Genomic DNA, 16,119 nt, shown 5'->3' with positions numbered 1-16,119 from the left:
TACAGTTTTTCAAAAAATCAAATTATAAATAAACCAACTTAAAAATGGAATTAAATAAGCATAGCAAGACAATAACACAAGATGATACGCAACCTGCTGCTCAAGCGATGCTTTACGGAATAGGTCTTACTGAGGATGATTTAAAAAAAGCACAAGTCGGAATTGTAAGTATGGGTTATGAAGGAAATACATGTAACATGCATTTGAATGACCTTGCAAAAGGTGTAAAAAAAGGAGTTTGGGACACTGATTTAGTTGGATTAATTTTTAATACAATTGGTGTTAGTGACGGAATTGCAAATGGAACGGAAGGCATGCGTTATTCATTAGTTTCACGAGATGTCATTGCTGATTCTATTGAAACAGTTATGGGAGCACAATGGTATGATGCAATGATTGCAATACCTGGTTGTGACAAAAATATGCCTGGTGCTTTAATCGCAATGGGAAGAGTAAATCGTCCATCGATTATGGTTTACGGAGGTTCAATTCATTCTGGTACTTGGAAAGGCGAAAGTTTAAATATAGTATCCTCATTTGAAGCATTGGGAAAGAAACTCCGAAATGCAATTTCTGATGAAGATTTTAAGGGAATTATAAAAAATTCTTGTCCAGGCGCAGGAGCATGTGGCGGAATGTACACTGCAAATACAATGGCTTCGGCAATCGAAGCTCTTGGAATGAGTTTGCCGTACAGTTCATCAAATCCAGCATTGAGTGATGAAAAGAAACAAGAATGTTTAGAGGTGGGAAAGTACATTAGAATATTATTAGAAAATGATATAAAGCCAAAGGATATTATGACTTGTAAGGGTTTTGAAAATGCAATTACTATTGTTGCTGTACTTGGTGGCTCAACAAATGCAGTGATGCATTTAATTGCTATGGCGCATTCTGTTGATATTAAAATTACATTGAAAGATTTTCAAGATATTAGCGATAGAACTCCAATGTTAGCCGATTTAAAACCAAGCGGTAAATATTTAATGGAAAACTTACACAATGTAGGTGGAGTTCCAGCAGTTATGAAATATCTTTTGAGAGAAGGATTGATGCACGGCGACTGCATGACTGTAACAGGAAAAACTTTAGCCGAAAATTTAGCTAATCTTCCTGACTTAGATGACGGTCAAGATGTGATTCACGAAATTCAAAAATCATTAAAATCGACAGGAAATATCCAAATTTTATACGGAAATCTTGCCGAAGAAGGAGCTGTCGCAAAAATAAGCGGGAAAGAAGGCGAGTTTTTTGAAGGGGAAGCCATTGTTTTTGAAAGCGAATTTGACGTAATTCCTGGAATTCAAAATGGATTAGTAAAACCCGGAAATGTAGTTGTTATTAGATATGTGGGTCCAAAAGGAGGTCCAGGAATGCCAGAGATGTTAAAACCTACATCAGCAATTATGGGTGCTGGACTTGGAGGATCAGTAGCTTTAATTACTGACGGAAGATTTTCTGGTGGATCGCACGGCTTTGTTGTGGGTCATATTACACCCGAAGCTTTTGATGGTGGCGGAATTGCATTGGTTCAAAACGGCGATTTAATAACAATTGATGCGACTAAGAACACAATTAATTTAAAAATTTCTGATGAAGAGTTTGCCGCTCGCAAAGCAAGTTGGGTACAGCCGGCTTTAAAAGTCACAAAAGGAGTTCTATTAAAATACGCAAGAGCAGTTTCAAGCGCTTCAACGGGATGTGTAACTGATGGTGTCCAGCAAGTGGCTTTGATAAAAAGTTAGGTACCATTTAAAATGTGGAATCTAGTATTACTAAAGCGATTTTGAAGAAAAATTGAAATTTTATTTTGGCTTAAGCCAAATTATAATTACCAACCAAAAGCTAAATGCTGCTGGTTAAAATCAAAAATAAAAGATGAAAAATAATAAAATATCTGGTGCCGAAGCCATTATAAAATGTCTTTTGGAAGAGGGCGTAGATTTAATTTACGGCTATCCAGGTGGGGCGATCATGCCCGTTTATGACGAATTGTATAAATATAAGGATCAATTACAGCATGTATTAGTTCGACATGAACAAGGAGCAACGCATGCCGCTCAAGGTTTTGCAAGAGCGACTGGAAAAGTAGGAGTTGCAATCGCAACTTCCGGTCCAGGAGCAACTAATTTAGTGACCGGCATTGCCGATGCGCAAATCGATTCTACTCCAATGGTTTGCATCACGGGACAAGTCGGTAAACATTTATTAGGTTCCGATGCGTTTCAAGAAACAGATATTATTGGGATTTCAACTCCAGTAACAAAATGGAATTACCAAATAACAGAAGCTTCTGAGATTCCAGAAATCATGGCAAAAGCTTTTTATATTGCTAAATCAGGTCGTCCTGGTCCTGTGCTAATTGATATTACTAAAAATGCTCAATTTGACGAATTAGAATTCAGTTATAAAAAATGTACGAGCATAAGAAGTTATAACCCTAAACCAACTTTAAACTTAGAAAAAGTAAAGGAAGCGGCGGTATTAATCAACGCTGCTAAAAAGCCATACATACTATTTGGACAAGGCGTTATTCTAAGCGAAGCTGAAGCCGAATTAAAAACATTAGTAGAAAAATCAGGAATTCCAGCTGCTTGGACTATTTTAGGACTTTCAGCATTGCCAACAGCGCATCCGTTAAATGTAGGAATGCTAGGAATGCATGGGAATTATGGTCCAAATGTATTGACAAATGAATGCGATGTTTTAATTGCGCTGGGAATGCGCTTTGATGACCGAGTTACTGGAAATTTAGCTTCTTACGCCAAACAAGCTAAAGTGATCCATTTTGAAATTGATGCTGCCGAAATTGATAAAAATGTAAAAACAACGGTAGCCGTTTTAGCGGATTTAAAAGAGTCATTAACTGCTTTAATCCCGCTAATCGAAAGCAAAACTCACGAATCTTGGCATAACGAATTTAAAGAAAAATACAAAATTGAGTTGGAGGCCGTAATCAATGAAGAGTTGCAACCGAAGAAAGAAGGAATTTCGATGGGCGAAACGATCGAAATGATTAACAAACACTCTAAAGGAGATGCAATTGTGGTTTCGGATGTGGGGCAACACCAAATGTTTGCTTGTCGCTATGCCAAATTCAATTCAACAAAAAGCAACGTAACTTCAGGCGGACTAGGCACAATGGGATTTGCTTTGCCAGCTGCAATTGGTGCCAAAATGGGAATGCCAAATCGCGAAGTTGTAGCAATTATAGGTGATGGTGGTTTCCAAATGACAATTCAAGAATTAGGAACAATTTTCCAAACTAAAGTTCCGGTAAAGATTGTAGTGCTTAATAACGAATTTCTGGGAATGGTGCGCCAATGGCAGCAACTGTTTTTTGATAAGCGATATGCTTCTACAGAAATGACAAACCCAAATTTTATTGCAATTGCCGAAGGATATTATATAAAAGCTAAAAAAGTGATTAAAAGAGAGGATCTTGATGGCGCTGTTGCTGAAATGATGGCTTCAAAAGAATCCTATTTCCTAGAAGTGATGGTTGAAAAAGAAAATAATGTATTCCCAATGATTCCTACTGGAGCATCGGTTGCTGAGATCAGATTAAGTTAATATTATGGAAAATCAAACATTCACTATCTCTGTTTATTCAGAAAACAACGTGGGATTATTAAACAGAATATCTGGAATATTCTTAAAACGCCACATTAATATTTTAAGTTTAAATGTATCCGAGTCGGAAATTGAAAATGTCTCTCGATTTATTATTGTGGTCAATACTACCGAAAAATGGGTGCAAAATATAGTAGGACAAATCGAAAAACAAATTGAGGTGATCAAAACGTACTATCATATTGATGACGAAACTATTTTCTTAGAAAATGCGCTTTTCAAAATTGAATCCAGCTTACTTTTCGATGAAAGAGAAATTCAAAATATTATTAAAGAAAGTCATTCGGTGATAGTAACAGTGGCTAGAGATTATTTTGTCATTTCAATTTCAGGACAGCGAGCGGACATTGAAGCATTGTACAAAAAATTGAAACCGTACGGAATTATGCAATTTGTTCGCTCTGGCAGAATTTCTGTTTCCAAAGCAAAAATGGATATTTCGACTTTATTGGAGACTTTAAAATAACATTTTTTCCCATAAAAGGGCGCTAAAAAACGAAAGAGCAAACACAAACTTAAATTTATTAAATACTTTTAAAATTAAAAAATGGCAAATTATTTCAATTCATTACCACTGAGAATACAATTAGAACAATTAGGCGTTTGCGAATTCATGGATCAATCTGAATTTGTAAACGGAACCAAAGCATTAAGTGGTAAAAAAGTAGTTATCGTGGGCTGTGGAGCGCAAGGTTTAAACCAAGGATTAAACATGAGAGATTCAGGTTTAGACATCTCCTACGCTTTACGTGCGGATGCAATCGCGAAAAAAAGAACTTCGTTTAACAACGCATTTGATAATGGTTTTACAGTGGGAACTTATGAAGAATTAATTCCAATAGCTGATTTAGTTTGTAATTTAACACCTGATAAACAACATACTGCAGTTGTTACTGCAATCATGCCTTTAATGAAACACGGCTCAACTTTAGCTTATTCTCACGGTTTTAATATCGTTGAAGAAGGTATGCAAATTAGGAAAGACATTACCGTTATCATGTGTGCTCCAAAATGTCCAGGGACAGAGGTAAGAGAGGAGTATAAAAGAGGTTTTGGAGTGCCAACTTTGATTGCGGTGCATCCAGAAAATAATCCAAATGGAGAAGGTTTCGAACTAGCAAAAGCATACGCAGTTGCTACTGGTGGTCATAAAGCAGGAGTTTTAAACTCCTCATTTGTAGCAGAAGTAAAATCAGATTTGATGGGCGAACAAACCATATTATGCGGAATGCTGCAAACCGGTTCTATTTTATGTTTTGATAAAATGGTTGAAAATGGAATTGAACCAAGTTACGCGTCCAAATTGATTCAATACGGTTGGGAAACAGTTACAGAAGCATTGAAACATGGTGGAATAACAAACATGATGGATCGTTTATCAAATCCTTCAAAGATTGAAGCATTTAGACTGGCAGATGAATTAAAAGATATTATGCGTCCTCTGTTTCAAAAACACATGGATGATATTATTTCTGGCGAATTTTCAAAAAATATGATGATCGACTGGGCTAACGATGACGTTAATTTATTGACTTGGAGAGCGGCCACAGCCGAAACAAATTTTGAAAAAACAGCTCCGACAAATGTGACTATTGCTGAACAAGAATATTTTGACAATGGTGTTTTGATGATTGCTATGGTAAAGGCAGGAGTAGAGCTGGCTTTTGAAACTATGACTGAAACTGGTATCATCGAAGAATCTGCTTATTATGAATCTTTGCACGAATTACCGTTAATTGCAAATACAGTAGCTAGAAAAAAACTGTATGAAATGAATAGAATTATTTCTGATACAGCAGAATACGGTTGTTATTTATTTGATCATGCGTGTAAACCGTTGTTAGCTGATTTTATGAAAACAGTAGACACTAACGTAATAGGAAAGCCATTTTCGACATCAAATGCAGTTGATAATGCCGTTTTAATTGCTGTTAATAAAACTATACGTCAGCATCCTATTGAACAAGTTGGAGAGTGGTTAAGAGAATCTATGACTGCGATGAAAAAAATTGGATAGTTTAAAATTAAAAAATTTCCACATTTATAAATGTGCTGGGATCAGCAAACAATCATTTGAACTAATTAGAATTTGAATTAGTTAAAATTTAGAAAATTAGATAAATGAGTTGTTATGCATTTACATTCACTCAATTTTAAGAGCGTTTAAAGTTGAGGAATGTAATTCCTAGTTGAGTTAAAATTTGGGTTCGGAATATTTTAAGAAAAGTTAAATATAAAGATATTAAAAGAGATAAGTTTAAAATTAAATTTCAAAACTGAAAAAATTGCTTTTGCACTAAACAAATTTTAGAATCCATAGTGATTGTTTTTTTTATCAAAACTTGTTTATTAGCTTAATCTGTATGTACCGCCAGTTATTTCTATTTCAAAAATAATTATTGGATTACACTTCAATTTTGATGTTGATTTTTAGCAAATTAAATTTTCATTTTCTATTAATTATCCGTTGTTTAAATATTTTGTAGTTAAACTTATAAGTGTTACTTTTGCAAACCTTTTGGTGAATAAGAGTTTCCTTTAGGTTTCAACTAATTATACAAACAACTTCTGCTGTTTTCTAGCACATTAAGAAACTCGAGAGAATACAGAATACAAATTTTTAATCAGCATGTCTGAACAAGTAAAATCACAAGAAGAGTTTTTAGCAAATTTTAACTGGCACAATTTCGAAGAAGGTATTGATGCAGTTGATGAGAAAAACTTAGTAGAATTCGAAGAACTAGTTTCAAAAACATTTATCGCTACTGATCAAGAAGAAGTGGTAGATGGTACGGTTGTTAGAATTACAGATAGAGACGTAATTGTTGATATCAACGCAAAATCGGAAGGTGTTATTTCATTAAATGAATTCCGTTACAACCCAGCATTAAAAGTAGGTGATACTGTTGAAGTATTAATCGACATCCGTGAGGACAAAACAGGTCAACTGGTTTTATCTCATAGAAAAGCACGTACTATTAAATCATGGGATAGAGTTATTTCGGCTAACGAAACAGGAGAAATCGTTAATGGTTTTGTAAAATGCAGAACTAAAGGTGGTATGATCGTTGACGTTTTCGGAATTGAAGCTTTCTTACCAGGATCTCAAATTGATGTTAAACCAATTAGAGATTACGATGTATATGTAAACAAAATGATGGAATTTAAAGTTGTGAAAATCAACCACGAATTCAAAAATGTTGTTGTATCGCACAAAGCGCTTATTGAAGCGGATATCGAAATCCAGAAAAAAGAAATCATAGGTCAATTACAAAAAGGACAAGTATTAGAAGGTGTTGTTAAAAACATTACTTCTTATGGTGTCTTTATTGACTTAGGTGGAGTTGATGGATTGATTCACATTACTGACCTTTCTTGGTCAAGAATCAACCACCCATCTGAAGTACTTGAATTAGATCAAAAATTAAACGTTGTAATCCTTGATTTCGATGATGAGAAAACAAGAATTCAATTAGGATTGAAACAATTAAACGCTCACCCTTGGGATGCTCTAGATGCTAAATTAGCAATTGGAGACAAAGTAAAAGGTAAAGTAGTTGTAATCGCTGATTACGGTGCATTTATCGAAGTTGCAGAAGGTGTTGAAGGTTTGATCCACGTTTCTGAAATGTCATGGTCTACTCATTTACGTTCTGCTCAAGATTTTGTAAAAGTAGGTGATGTTGTTGAAGCTGTTATCTTAACTTTAGATAGAGATGACCGTAAAATGTCATTAGGTATCAAGCAATTGTCTCAAGATCCTTGGACTGATATTACTGCTAAGTACCCAGTAGGTTCTAAGCATTCAGGTATCGTTAGAAACTTTACAAACTTTGGAATTTTCGTAGAACTAGAAGAAGGAATTGATGGATTAATTTACATTTCTGACTTATCTTGGACTAAGAAAATCAAACACCCATCTGAATTTGTAAATGTTGGTGAGAAACTTGATGTAGTAGTATTAGAATTAGATGTTGATGGACGTAAATTATCTTTAGGTCACAAGCAAACTACTGCTAATCCTTGGGATCAGTATGAAGGTTCTTTCGCTGTAGGAACTATCCACAACGGTGAAATTTCTGAAATTGTTGACAAAGGAGCTACTGTAGAATTCGGAGAGGATATCGTTGCTTTCATTCCTACTCGTCACCTTGAAAAAGAAGACGGAAAGAAATTGAAAAAAGGAGATTCTGCTGATTTCAAAGTAATCGAATTCAACAAAGAATTTAAAAGAGTTGTTGCCTCTCACACTGCAATCTTCCGTGAAGAAGAAGAGAAAAATGTGAAAGCAGCTACTGAAAATACTTCATCTAACGCATCTACAAACGCAGCAGCTGCGACTTTAGGTGACAACAATGATGTATTAGCAGCTTTAAAAGCTAAAATGGAAAAATCAGAGAAAAAATAATTTCTTGAAATTTTTTGAACATAGAAAGCCTCACAGTAATGTGAGGTTTTTTTTTGCTTTATAAATTTGTATTTTATTTTCAAGGAGCAGAAGAATTGATTATTGGTTCACTATCTCACCCGCTTTCCACTATATCTTTTATAAAGCTTCCATCCTTTAGCAGGCTGGACGTTTTATAAAAGGATATCGCTTCAATCAGGGCTATTTATCACACATTATTTTCATAACACTCAAAAAAAATAATGAAATTAAAGCTCAAATAATCAATAGTTTAAAAAATATTTTTATTTTTTTAAAACCAAATTCAATCTTTGTGCGTAAATGACTGTATATAACTTAAAAAATAGATTATTATGAAGACTAGAAAATTTTTATCAGTTGCTTTTATCGCATTAGTATATGGAGCTACATCATTTGCACAAAAAACAGTAATGGTTGGAGGAGCAGCCATGTACCCATCAAAAAATATTGTTGAAAATGCAGTGAATTCAAAAGATCACACGACGCTTGTTGCAGCCGTTAAAGCAGCAGGATTAGTAGGAACATTACAAAGTAAAGGACCATTTACCGTTTTTGCTCCAACAAATGCAGCATTTGATAAATTACCAGCAGGAACTGTTGATACTTTATTGAAACCAGAAAACCTTAAAACGTTGCAAACAATCCTTACCTATCATGTTGTTGCTGGAAAAATGAATGCTAAGGATATAGCGAAAGCTATCAAAATGGGAAAAGGAAAAGCAACTTTGAAAACTGTTAGCGGTGGAACTTTAACAGCTAGCATGAAAGGAAAAGTGTTACTAATAACTGATGAAAATGGCAACAGTTCTAACGTAACCATTGCTAATGTAAATCAATCTAATGGTGTAATTCACGTAATTGATGCTGTAGTTTTACCAAAAATTTAATTTTGAAATTTGGTTTATATTTGTTTTTCGAAAAAGCACCGTTATTTGCAGCGCTTTTTTGTTATAAAAAAATCCCATTAGTGATTACTAATGGGATTATAAAAATATCAAACTGATATTATCTTAATACAGCTCCTAGTTCTGTTTCAAAATTAAGCTGAAGTTTACTCATAATTTTATCGATTTGAGCATCTGTCAAGGTTTTAGAATTATCCTGAATAGTAAAACCTAACGCATACGATTTTTTTCCTTCGGGAAGATTTTGACCTTCATACACATCAAATAAGTCAATGTCTTTTAGTAGTACTTTCTCTGTTTGTCTCGCTAAAGTGTAAATACTCTCATACGTTACATTTTGTTCAAGTAGCAAAGCTAAATCTCTTCTAACTTCTGGATATTTAGGAATATCAGTGAACTTTATTTTAGTTGAGATTATTTTTAAAATTAATTCCCAGTTGAAGTCGGCATAAAATACTTCTTGCTTAATTCCAAAATGTTTTAAAATTGATTTTTTTACAACTCCTAGCTTTACTAATGTGTCATTACCATAACCAATAGCAATTCCCTCTGAAAAAAGATCAGAATCTACAGGTTGGTTTTGGATTTTGCTGATTCCAAAACGAGAAAGTATTCCCATCGCGTATCCTTTAAACAAAAAGAAATCAGATGGTTTTTGAGTTTGTGTCCAACTCTCTTGGTTTCTATTTCCTGTAAGGAATAAACTTAAATGTTTTTTCTCTTCGTAGCCTGCAAGGTAATTGTGATACGTTTTACCAAATTCAAATAACTTCAAGTCGGTATTCTTCCTATTGACGTTGTATGATACCGCTTCAAGTCCTGAAAACAGTAAAGACTGTCTCATAGTAGCTAAGTCAGCACTCAAAGGATTAAGCATGGTCACGTTGTGCGATGTTTTCAATTCTTCTGAAAGTTCCGCGTACGCAGCCGTAGTCAATGAATTTGCCATTATTTCATTAAATCCTTGTGAATTTAATTGCGCTGCAACTATATTCTGGATTTTATAATCCTCATTTCGTGGAGCATTAGTAACGGCGGCATTTAGTTTTTTAGAAAAATGAATATTGTTATATCCATAAACTCTCAAAATTTCCTCGATAACATCTATTTCTCTCAAAACGTCCACACGGTAGGACGGAATTGTCAATCCTAATCCAGCATCTGAAACGCTGTTTACTTTTATGTCTAGTGATACTAATATGTTCTTGATTGTATCTTTTGGTAATTCTTGTCCAATGATTTTAGCTACATTACTAAAGTTCAAAAACACACTAAAATCTTCTATTTTCTTTGGATACAAATCAATAATATCAGAGGTTATTTCACCGCCAGCTACTTCTTGAATGAGCAATGCCGCTCGTTTTAGTGCATATGCGGTAATATTTGGATCTATTCCTCTTTCAAATCTAAAAGATGCATCGGTATTCAATTGATGTCTTTTTGCTGTTTTACGAATACTTATCGGATTGAAATAAGCACTTTCTAAAAATATTGAATTGGTGTTTTCTGAAACTCCTGATTTTTTTCCTCCAAAGACACCTGCTATGCACAAAGGTCCTTTTTCATCACAAATCATCAAATCTTCTTCATGTAAGGTTCTTTCTATGTCATCAAGAGTTGTAAATTTAGTACCTGCTGCAAGAGTTTGAACCACTATTTTTCCATTAATTTTTGCAGCGTCAAAAGCGTGAAGCGGTTGTCCTAAGTCATGTAAGACATAATTAGTCACATCAACAATATTATTTTTTGGATTTAATCCTATAGCTTTTAATCTATTTTGCAACCATTCTGGAGATGGTTTTACTTCAATTCCTGAAATAGTAACGCCACAATATCTAGGAGCTAATTTAGAATCTTTAACGTCAATATCAATTTTTAAGGTTCTTTTGTCAACTCTAAAATTACTGACAGAGGGAGTAATTAATTCAACATTAATACCCTTTTGTAGCATTCCTGCTTTTAAATCGCGAGCCGTACCTAAGTGACTCATAGCATCTGCACGATTTGGCGTCAAGCCAATTTCAAAAACCTCGTCATTTTCTATCTTAAATACTGTAGCGGCTGGAGTTCCTGCTTGTAATGAGTCTTCTAAAACCATAATTCCATCATGACTTTCTCCAAGACCCAATTCATCTTCAGCACAAATCATTCCGTGGCTTTCTTGTCCGCGTATCTTACCTTTTTTTATCGTAAAAGCTACACCCGTTGCATCGTATAATACAGTTCCTAAAGTTGCAACTGGAACTTTTTGACCCGCTGCCACATTCGCAGCACCACAAACTATTTGGACAGGAATACCATCACCTAAATCTACTGTAGTTATTTTTAGTCTATCAGCATCAGGATGTTGAATACAAGTAAGTACATGTCCTACAACTATACCTGCTAATCCACCTTTGACCGATTGGTATTTTTCAACAACTTCAACTTCAAGACCTAAATCCGTCAGTAATTCTGCCGTCTCAGCGGATAGCAAATCTATTTTAATGAATTGTTTTAACCAATTGTAAGATATTCTCATTTGTAAATTTTAAGTATTTTGCAAATATAAGGATTGCGCGTTGTAGAAAGAAACAATTGTTTTGTTTTTTATAATTGGAGTTATGTCTTTAAGTTGGAATTCAATATAAGAATGCAATGCTATTATTTATAATAATATAGGAATAAAACAAAATAATTAATATAAAAAAACAAATAGTAAAATATAATGCTATTATTTGAATGAATTGTGCTATTTTCTAATTAGTGATGAAGCTATCTTTGGTCAAACAAAAATAGATAATGATATGGATAACGTTGTAAAAAGACCTGATTTTAAGTCAACATACGATAACTACATAGGTGGAAAATTCGTTTCGCCAATAGGTGGACAATATTTTGATGTAGTTTCACCGATAGATGGAAAAGTATTTACCAGAGCTGCGCATTCAACTAAAGTAGATGTAGATTTTGCAGTTGATACCGCTCATGAAGCTTTCCAAAAATGGGGAAAAACTTCAGCAACCGAGCGAAGTACGTTATTGAACAAAATTGCGCAGGTCATGGAAGATAATTTAGAATATCTTGCAACTGTTGAAACCATTGACAACGGAAAAGCAATTAGAGAGACATTAGTGGCGGACATGCCTCTAGCAATTGATCATTTTAGATATTTTGCAGGTGTAATTCGTGCTGAGGAAAGTTCAATCGCTGAATTGGATTCGCTAACAGTTTCTATTGCATTAAGCGAACCACTAGGGGTTATTGCCCAAATTATTCCTTGGAATTTTCCAATTTTGATGGCGGTTTGGAAATTGGCACCAGCATTGGCCGCAGGAAACACGGTTGTTTTAAAACCGGCTGAAAGTACTCCTATTTCTATTCTGGTTTTGATGGAATTAATTGGTGATATTTTGCCTCCTGGAGTTATAAATATTGTCAATGGTTTTGGTGCTGAATTAGGAAGAGCTTTGGTAACCAATAAAAAAGTTTCAAAAGCAGCTTTTACAGGTTCTACTACAACCGGTCGTTTAGTGATGCAATACGCTACCGAGAATATTATTCCGGTAACCTTAGAACTAGGAGGGAAATCACCAAATATTTTTATGAAATCCGTGGGTGATGCCGATGATGATTTCTTTGACAAAGCAATTGAAGGTGCTGTAATGTTTGCTTTGAATCAAGGAGAAATTTGTACAAGTCCGTCCAGACTATTGGTTCATGAAGATATTTATGATAAATTCATCGCTCGCGTAATTGAAAGAACAGCTGCTATTAAGTTGGGAAATCCTTTAGACAAAACGACTATGATGGGAGCACAAGCGTCATTAGTTCAAAAAGAAAAAATCTTGTCTTATATTAAATTAGGAAAAGAAGAAGGTGCCGAAGTGTTAATAGGAGGTGAAGAAAATCATTTAGAAGGAAGTCTAGCAGGAGGGTATTATATCAAACCAACACTCTTCAAAGGACACAATAAAATGCGTATTTTTCAAGAAGAAATTTTTGGACCTGTTCTAGCTGTTACTACTTTCAAAACTACTGAAGAAGCTATTAGTATAGCAAATGATACCATGTATGGTTTAGGAGCTGGCGTTTGGACACGTGATGCACACGAAATTTATCAGATTCCAAGAGCGATTCAAGCAGGCCGAGTTTGGATTAATCAATACCATTCCTATCCTGCTGGAGCTCCTTTTGGAGGCTACAAACAGTCTGGAATTGGTCGTGAAAATCATAAAATGATGCTTGGACATTATCGTCAGACAAAAAATATGCTGATTTCTTACGACAAAAAGAAATTGGGTTTCTTTTAATTCATTGTTGGTTATTGGTTAATCTTAATCCTGACAGATTGCATAATTTGTCAGGATTTTATTTAAAGAAAAAAGATGTTAAAAAGAATAGATGCGACAGAAAAAGCAGTAGAATTGATAACAATTCTTAAGGAAAAGCACGGTGATTTGATGTTTTACCAAGCTGGCGGTTGTTGTGAGGGAACACAACCACAATGTTTTGAAAAAGGAGGATTTTATCAGAGACTGGGCGATGTTTGTATAGGCACAATTGAAAACACAGAGTTTTGGGTCGATAAGGATTTATTTGAATATTGGAAACATTCTCATTTTACATTAGATGTAATTGATGCTTTTGGAGTGGGAGGATTTTCGTTAGAAACACCATTGAAAAAAACATTCCGAATCGAATATAGAATTTTTACCCCCGAAGAAGAACTATTACTCGAACAAGTTATTTTTAATGAATAAGTTAGTTTACATACAATAATTGATATTGCTTTGGTGTTATTCCTTCATGTTTTTTAAATAAACGAATAAAGTAATTACAATCTTCAAATCCTGATAAGTAACAAACCTCATTAATTTGGATCGATTGACTTTTTAGCAATTTTTTAGCGCATCTCATTTTTTCGTTAATTATAAATTCTGTAGGGCTTATTCCCAATTCTCTTTTGAAAAAACGATAGAAAGAAGTCGTGCTCATACATGCGTTTTCACTCAAGCGTTTCATACTGATATTTTCCTTTAAATTCAATCGGATGAATTCTACGATTTGTATTATAGGATTTTTGGGATCGGCAATTAAATCCTCATCTATGGCTTTGGCCGTTTGTGTCTGAATAATTCGAATCATTAATTCCTGCAAAGTCAAATCTGCCAGAACATCTTTAATAATTGAAGTGCTCATACACTCTTTGATTAATTTATCTATGGTTGTTGCCAATTCTTCATTGTTGTAAAAGAAATACTTCTGGTAATTCAATCGCCAGAATTGGTCTTTTCCTTCTTTTGGATACCGTTCGTTTAAAAACTGCAAGATGCTATTAATTTTGGTTTGGTCTATCGCCAAGGCCAAACACTGAGTTGGATTAATTTTAGAAGCCTCTGGAAAATCAATTTTCATTTCTACATTTGAAGGAATGATTACTGTTTCCCCCGGTAAATAAACAAAACTCGGCTCATCAAAAAGATGCATTATCTTTTTACCTCTCAACATGCTAGTCACCACAAAATCACTAAATTTTAAAGGAACTAATGTTGACGATTCGTACGTTTCAAAAAGATTCAGTTCACAATGGTTTAAAGAATAAATAGTTCTGTTTTCTACTAATGTTTTTAAAGATTTCTCTTTTGATAAATGTGGTGGATGTATGAAAGCGCGGTTATTATTCATAATTTTAAACTTTTTAAGAGGTAAAATTTAAAATTAATAAAAATAATTATAAAGAGAATAATATTTGTTATAAATTAAATTCATCAATGCATATATTGTTGATATTTTCAATAAAAATAATTACAGTGTTATTGTACCCGCTAATTCTTTCAACGCAATTTCTGATAATTTACCCTGAAATTGAGCGTTGCTAAACCGCACTTTTGCATTTACATAATTCAATTGTGCTGTTCTAAATTCTAAAGTTGTGATGGTTCCAATACGGAATTTATCCAAAGTTATATTTAAATTTTGTTTTGCAATTTCTTCATTTTTTTCTTCTAAAATGATTAACTCCAAATTCGTTAAATAGGTTTGATAGGAGCTAGATAATTGTGAATTCAAAGCTAAATTTTGCTGATCAATTGACAACTTAGAATTTTCGATTTGGATTTTGGCAATTTTTTCATTTCGATTTTGCGCAAATCCATCAAAAAGATTTAAAGTAGCGTTAAAACCATAATTAAAACCTCTAGCTTGAAACTGAGCAACAAATCCTAAACTTGCGATACTCTCATTAAAATTATAACCAGTGTTGACGCGGATAGTGGGATATCTTGCGGCTTTTATTTGTTTTAGTTGCAATTCAGCTATTTTTTTATTGATCACTTGCGCTTGCAACTGCGGGTTTTGCTTCTCTGCTAACGATTTTAATTCAGATAATATTAATAAGGAATCAACTTGCAATTCATCAATTACTTTGAAATCCGTTGTAACATCTCTCGCAAGCAATTGGTTTAATAAAATTTTGCCATTGGCGTATAATTCTTTTTGTCTCAATAACGCCACTTGATCCGTATTTAAATCTACTTGCGCATTTAGTACTTCCAACTTAGATGCTTTTCCAATAGTAAATCTATTTTGCGCCAATGCTAGTCTTTGGTTTGATATAACAATTGTTGTATCCAAAGCTGCTAATTGTTGTTGTTGCTGTACTAGATCATAATAAGCTGCATTGACATCGCTAATCCTTGTAATTAAAGTTAGTTTTAATTGGGCTTCACCCATTTTTTGCAATTCTTTTAGTTGGTTTAATCTTGCAAACATTCGCAATCCATCAAAAATTGTCCAATCCAGCCTAACACCATACACTAGATTATTATTTTTAGCATTATTAAGCGTAATTATTGTTCCGTCTTGACGTATTTGTGTACTATTTTGAGTACTATTATTGTCTAAAACATTTGCCGTTAATGTTGGTAACATCCCTGCATTTCCTATCGCTACATTTACTTGCTCAATGCTCAGGTTATTTGTTGCGATTTTTATTTCATAATTATTTTCCAATGCAATTTTTACGGCGCTTTCCAGCGAAAGAACTTCTTGCGCATTAGATTTTACAAAACAAAAAAGAACAAGAATAAGACTTTGAAATAATATTTTAATATGTGCCATAATTATATTTTTTTGCCAAAAATGAAAATGTGTATCAATTTACGGCATCAG

At 33.9% G+C, this 16,119-nt stretch carries 11 protein-coding genes; 8 read left to right on the top strand and 3 right to left on the bottom strand.

What is annotated here, in order from left to right; all coding sequences use genetic code 11:
- Window positions 1-44 precede the first annotated feature (44 nt).
- The 6 genes from ilvD to BUB42_RS06980 all read left to right on the top strand — a co-directional run bounded on the left by ilvD (window position 45) and on the right by BUB42_RS06980 (window position 8,949).
- Window positions 45-1,745, top strand: coding sequence for a dihydroxy-acid dehydratase (gene ilvD, locus BUB42_RS07005; protein WP_073018583.1), 1,701 nt, complete (start codon window positions 45-47; stop codon window positions 1,743-1,745).
- A gap of 133 nt (window positions 1,746-1,878) precedes the next feature.
- Window positions 1,879-3,573 carry a biosynthetic-type acetolactate synthase large subunit gene (ilvB, locus tag BUB42_RS07000; protein ID WP_073018581.1) on the top strand — a complete coding sequence of 565 codons (1,695 nt, stop codon included), beginning with the start codon at window positions 1,879-1,881 and terminating at the stop codon, window positions 3,571-3,573.
- Between the two features lie 4 nt (window positions 3,574-3,577).
- Window positions 3,578-4,099 (top strand): acetolactate synthase small subunit, encoded by a 522-nt coding sequence (gene ilvN / locus BUB42_RS06995; RefSeq protein ID WP_073018579.1) that lies wholly within the window; start codon window positions 3,578-3,580, stop codon window positions 4,097-4,099.
- 81 nt (window positions 4,100-4,180) lie between these two features.
- Window positions 4,181-5,650 (top strand): ketol-acid reductoisomerase, encoded by a 1,470-nt coding sequence (gene ilvC, locus BUB42_RS06990; RefSeq protein ID WP_073018577.1) that lies wholly within the window; start codon window positions 4,181-4,183, stop codon window positions 5,648-5,650.
- Window positions 5,651-6,262: 612 nt separating this feature from the next.
- Window positions 6,263-8,041: a 30S ribosomal protein S1 gene (rpsA, locus tag BUB42_RS06985; protein WP_073018575.1), complete on the top strand. Its 1,779-nt coding sequence runs from the start codon at window positions 6,263-6,265 to the stop codon at window positions 8,039-8,041.
- Window positions 8,042-8,394: 353 nt separating this feature from the next.
- The gene (locus BUB42_RS06980; protein ID WP_073018573.1) at window positions 8,395-8,949 is read left to right on the top strand and encodes a fasciclin domain-containing protein; all 555 of its coding nucleotides are present in this window, start codon (window positions 8,395-8,397) and stop codon (window positions 8,947-8,949) included.
- A 118-nt stretch (window positions 8,950-9,067) separates the two neighbouring features.
- Here the strand turns inward: BUB42_RS06980 and pheT are convergent, their stop codons facing one another.
- Window positions 9,068-11,488 (bottom strand): phenylalanine--tRNA ligase subunit beta, encoded by a 2,421-nt coding sequence (gene pheT, locus BUB42_RS06975; protein WP_073018571.1) that lies wholly within the window; start codon window positions 11,486-11,488, stop codon window positions 9,068-9,070.
- 265 nt (window positions 11,489-11,753) lie between these two features.
- On the opposite strand from pheT, the gene BUB42_RS06970 reads away from it, so the two are divergent.
- Both BUB42_RS06970 and BUB42_RS06965 read left to right on the top strand, forming a co-directional pair.
- On the top strand, window positions 11,754-13,259 hold the full coding sequence (locus BUB42_RS06970) for an aldehyde dehydrogenase family protein (RefSeq protein ID WP_073018789.1): 1,506 nt from the start codon (window positions 11,754-11,756) through the stop codon (window positions 13,257-13,259).
- Between the two features lie 75 nt (window positions 13,260-13,334).
- A complete protein-coding gene (locus BUB42_RS06965; protein WP_073018569.1) occupies window positions 13,335-13,709 on the top strand; it encodes a DUF779 domain-containing protein in 375 nt (124 codons plus the stop codon).
- A gap of 1 nt (window position 13,710) precedes the next feature.
- Here BUB42_RS06965 and BUB42_RS06960 read toward each other — a convergent pair whose 3' ends face one another.
- Together BUB42_RS06960 and BUB42_RS06955 are read right to left on the bottom strand one after the other, a co-directional pair.
- Entirely contained in the window at window positions 13,711-14,634 is a 924-nt protein-coding gene (locus BUB42_RS06960) for an AraC family transcriptional regulator (RefSeq protein WP_073018567.1), read from the bottom strand.
- A 120-nt stretch (window positions 14,635-14,754) separates the two neighbouring features.
- The gene (locus tag BUB42_RS06955) at window positions 14,755-16,068 is read right to left on the bottom strand and encodes a TolC family protein (protein WP_073018564.1); all 1,314 of its coding nucleotides are present in this window, start codon (window positions 16,066-16,068) and stop codon (window positions 14,755-14,757) included.
- Between the last annotated feature and the right edge of the window lie 51 nt (window positions 16,069-16,119).

It is taken from the genome of Flavobacterium micromati, from assembly GCF_900129585.1.
In the GTDB taxonomy this organism is placed as follows: Bacteria; Bacteroidota; Bacteroidia; order Flavobacteriales; family Flavobacteriaceae; genus Flavobacterium; species Flavobacterium micromati.
Note: the sequence above shows the minus strand (reverse complement) of the source record. Positions and strands in the feature narration are given on the sequence as shown.

Excerpts from the sequence above, each read along its gene's own strand:
- ilvC (WP_073018577.1), top strand. The coding sequence starts at position 4,181 with ATGGCAAATTATTTCAATTCATTACCACTGAGAATACAATTAGAACAA.
- BUB42_RS06965 (WP_073018569.1), top strand. The coding sequence starts at position 13,335 with ATGTTAAAAAGAATAGATGCGACAGAAAAAGCAGTAGAATTGATAACA.
- ilvB (WP_073018581.1), top strand. The coding sequence starts at position 1,879 with ATGAAAAATAATAAAATATCTGGTGCCGAAGCCATTATAAAATGTCTT.
- ilvN (WP_073018579.1), top strand. The coding sequence starts at position 3,578 with ATGGAAAATCAAACATTCACTATCTCTGTTTATTCAGAAAACAACGTG.
- pheT (WP_073018571.1), bottom strand. The coding sequence starts at position 11,488 with ATGAGAATATCTTACAATTGGTTAAAACAATTCATTAAAATAGATTTG.
- BUB42_RS06960 (WP_073018567.1), bottom strand. The coding sequence starts at position 14,634 with ATGAATAATAACCGCGCTTTCATACATCCACCACATTTATCAAAAGAG.
- BUB42_RS06970 (WP_073018789.1), top strand. The coding sequence starts at position 11,754 with ATGGATAACGTTGTAAAAAGACCTGATTTTAAGTCAACATACGATAAC.
- rpsA (WP_073018575.1), top strand. The coding sequence starts at position 6,263 with ATGTCTGAACAAGTAAAATCACAAGAAGAGTTTTTAGCAAATTTTAAC.
- BUB42_RS06955 (WP_073018564.1), bottom strand. The coding sequence starts at position 16,068 with ATGGCACATATTAAAATATTATTTCAAAGTCTTATTCTTGTTCTTTTT.
- BUB42_RS06980 (WP_073018573.1), top strand. The coding sequence starts at position 8,395 with ATGAAGACTAGAAAATTTTTATCAGTTGCTTTTATCGCATTAGTATAT.
- ilvD (WP_073018583.1), top strand. The coding sequence starts at position 45 with ATGGAATTAAATAAGCATAGCAAGACAATAACACAAGATGATACGCAA.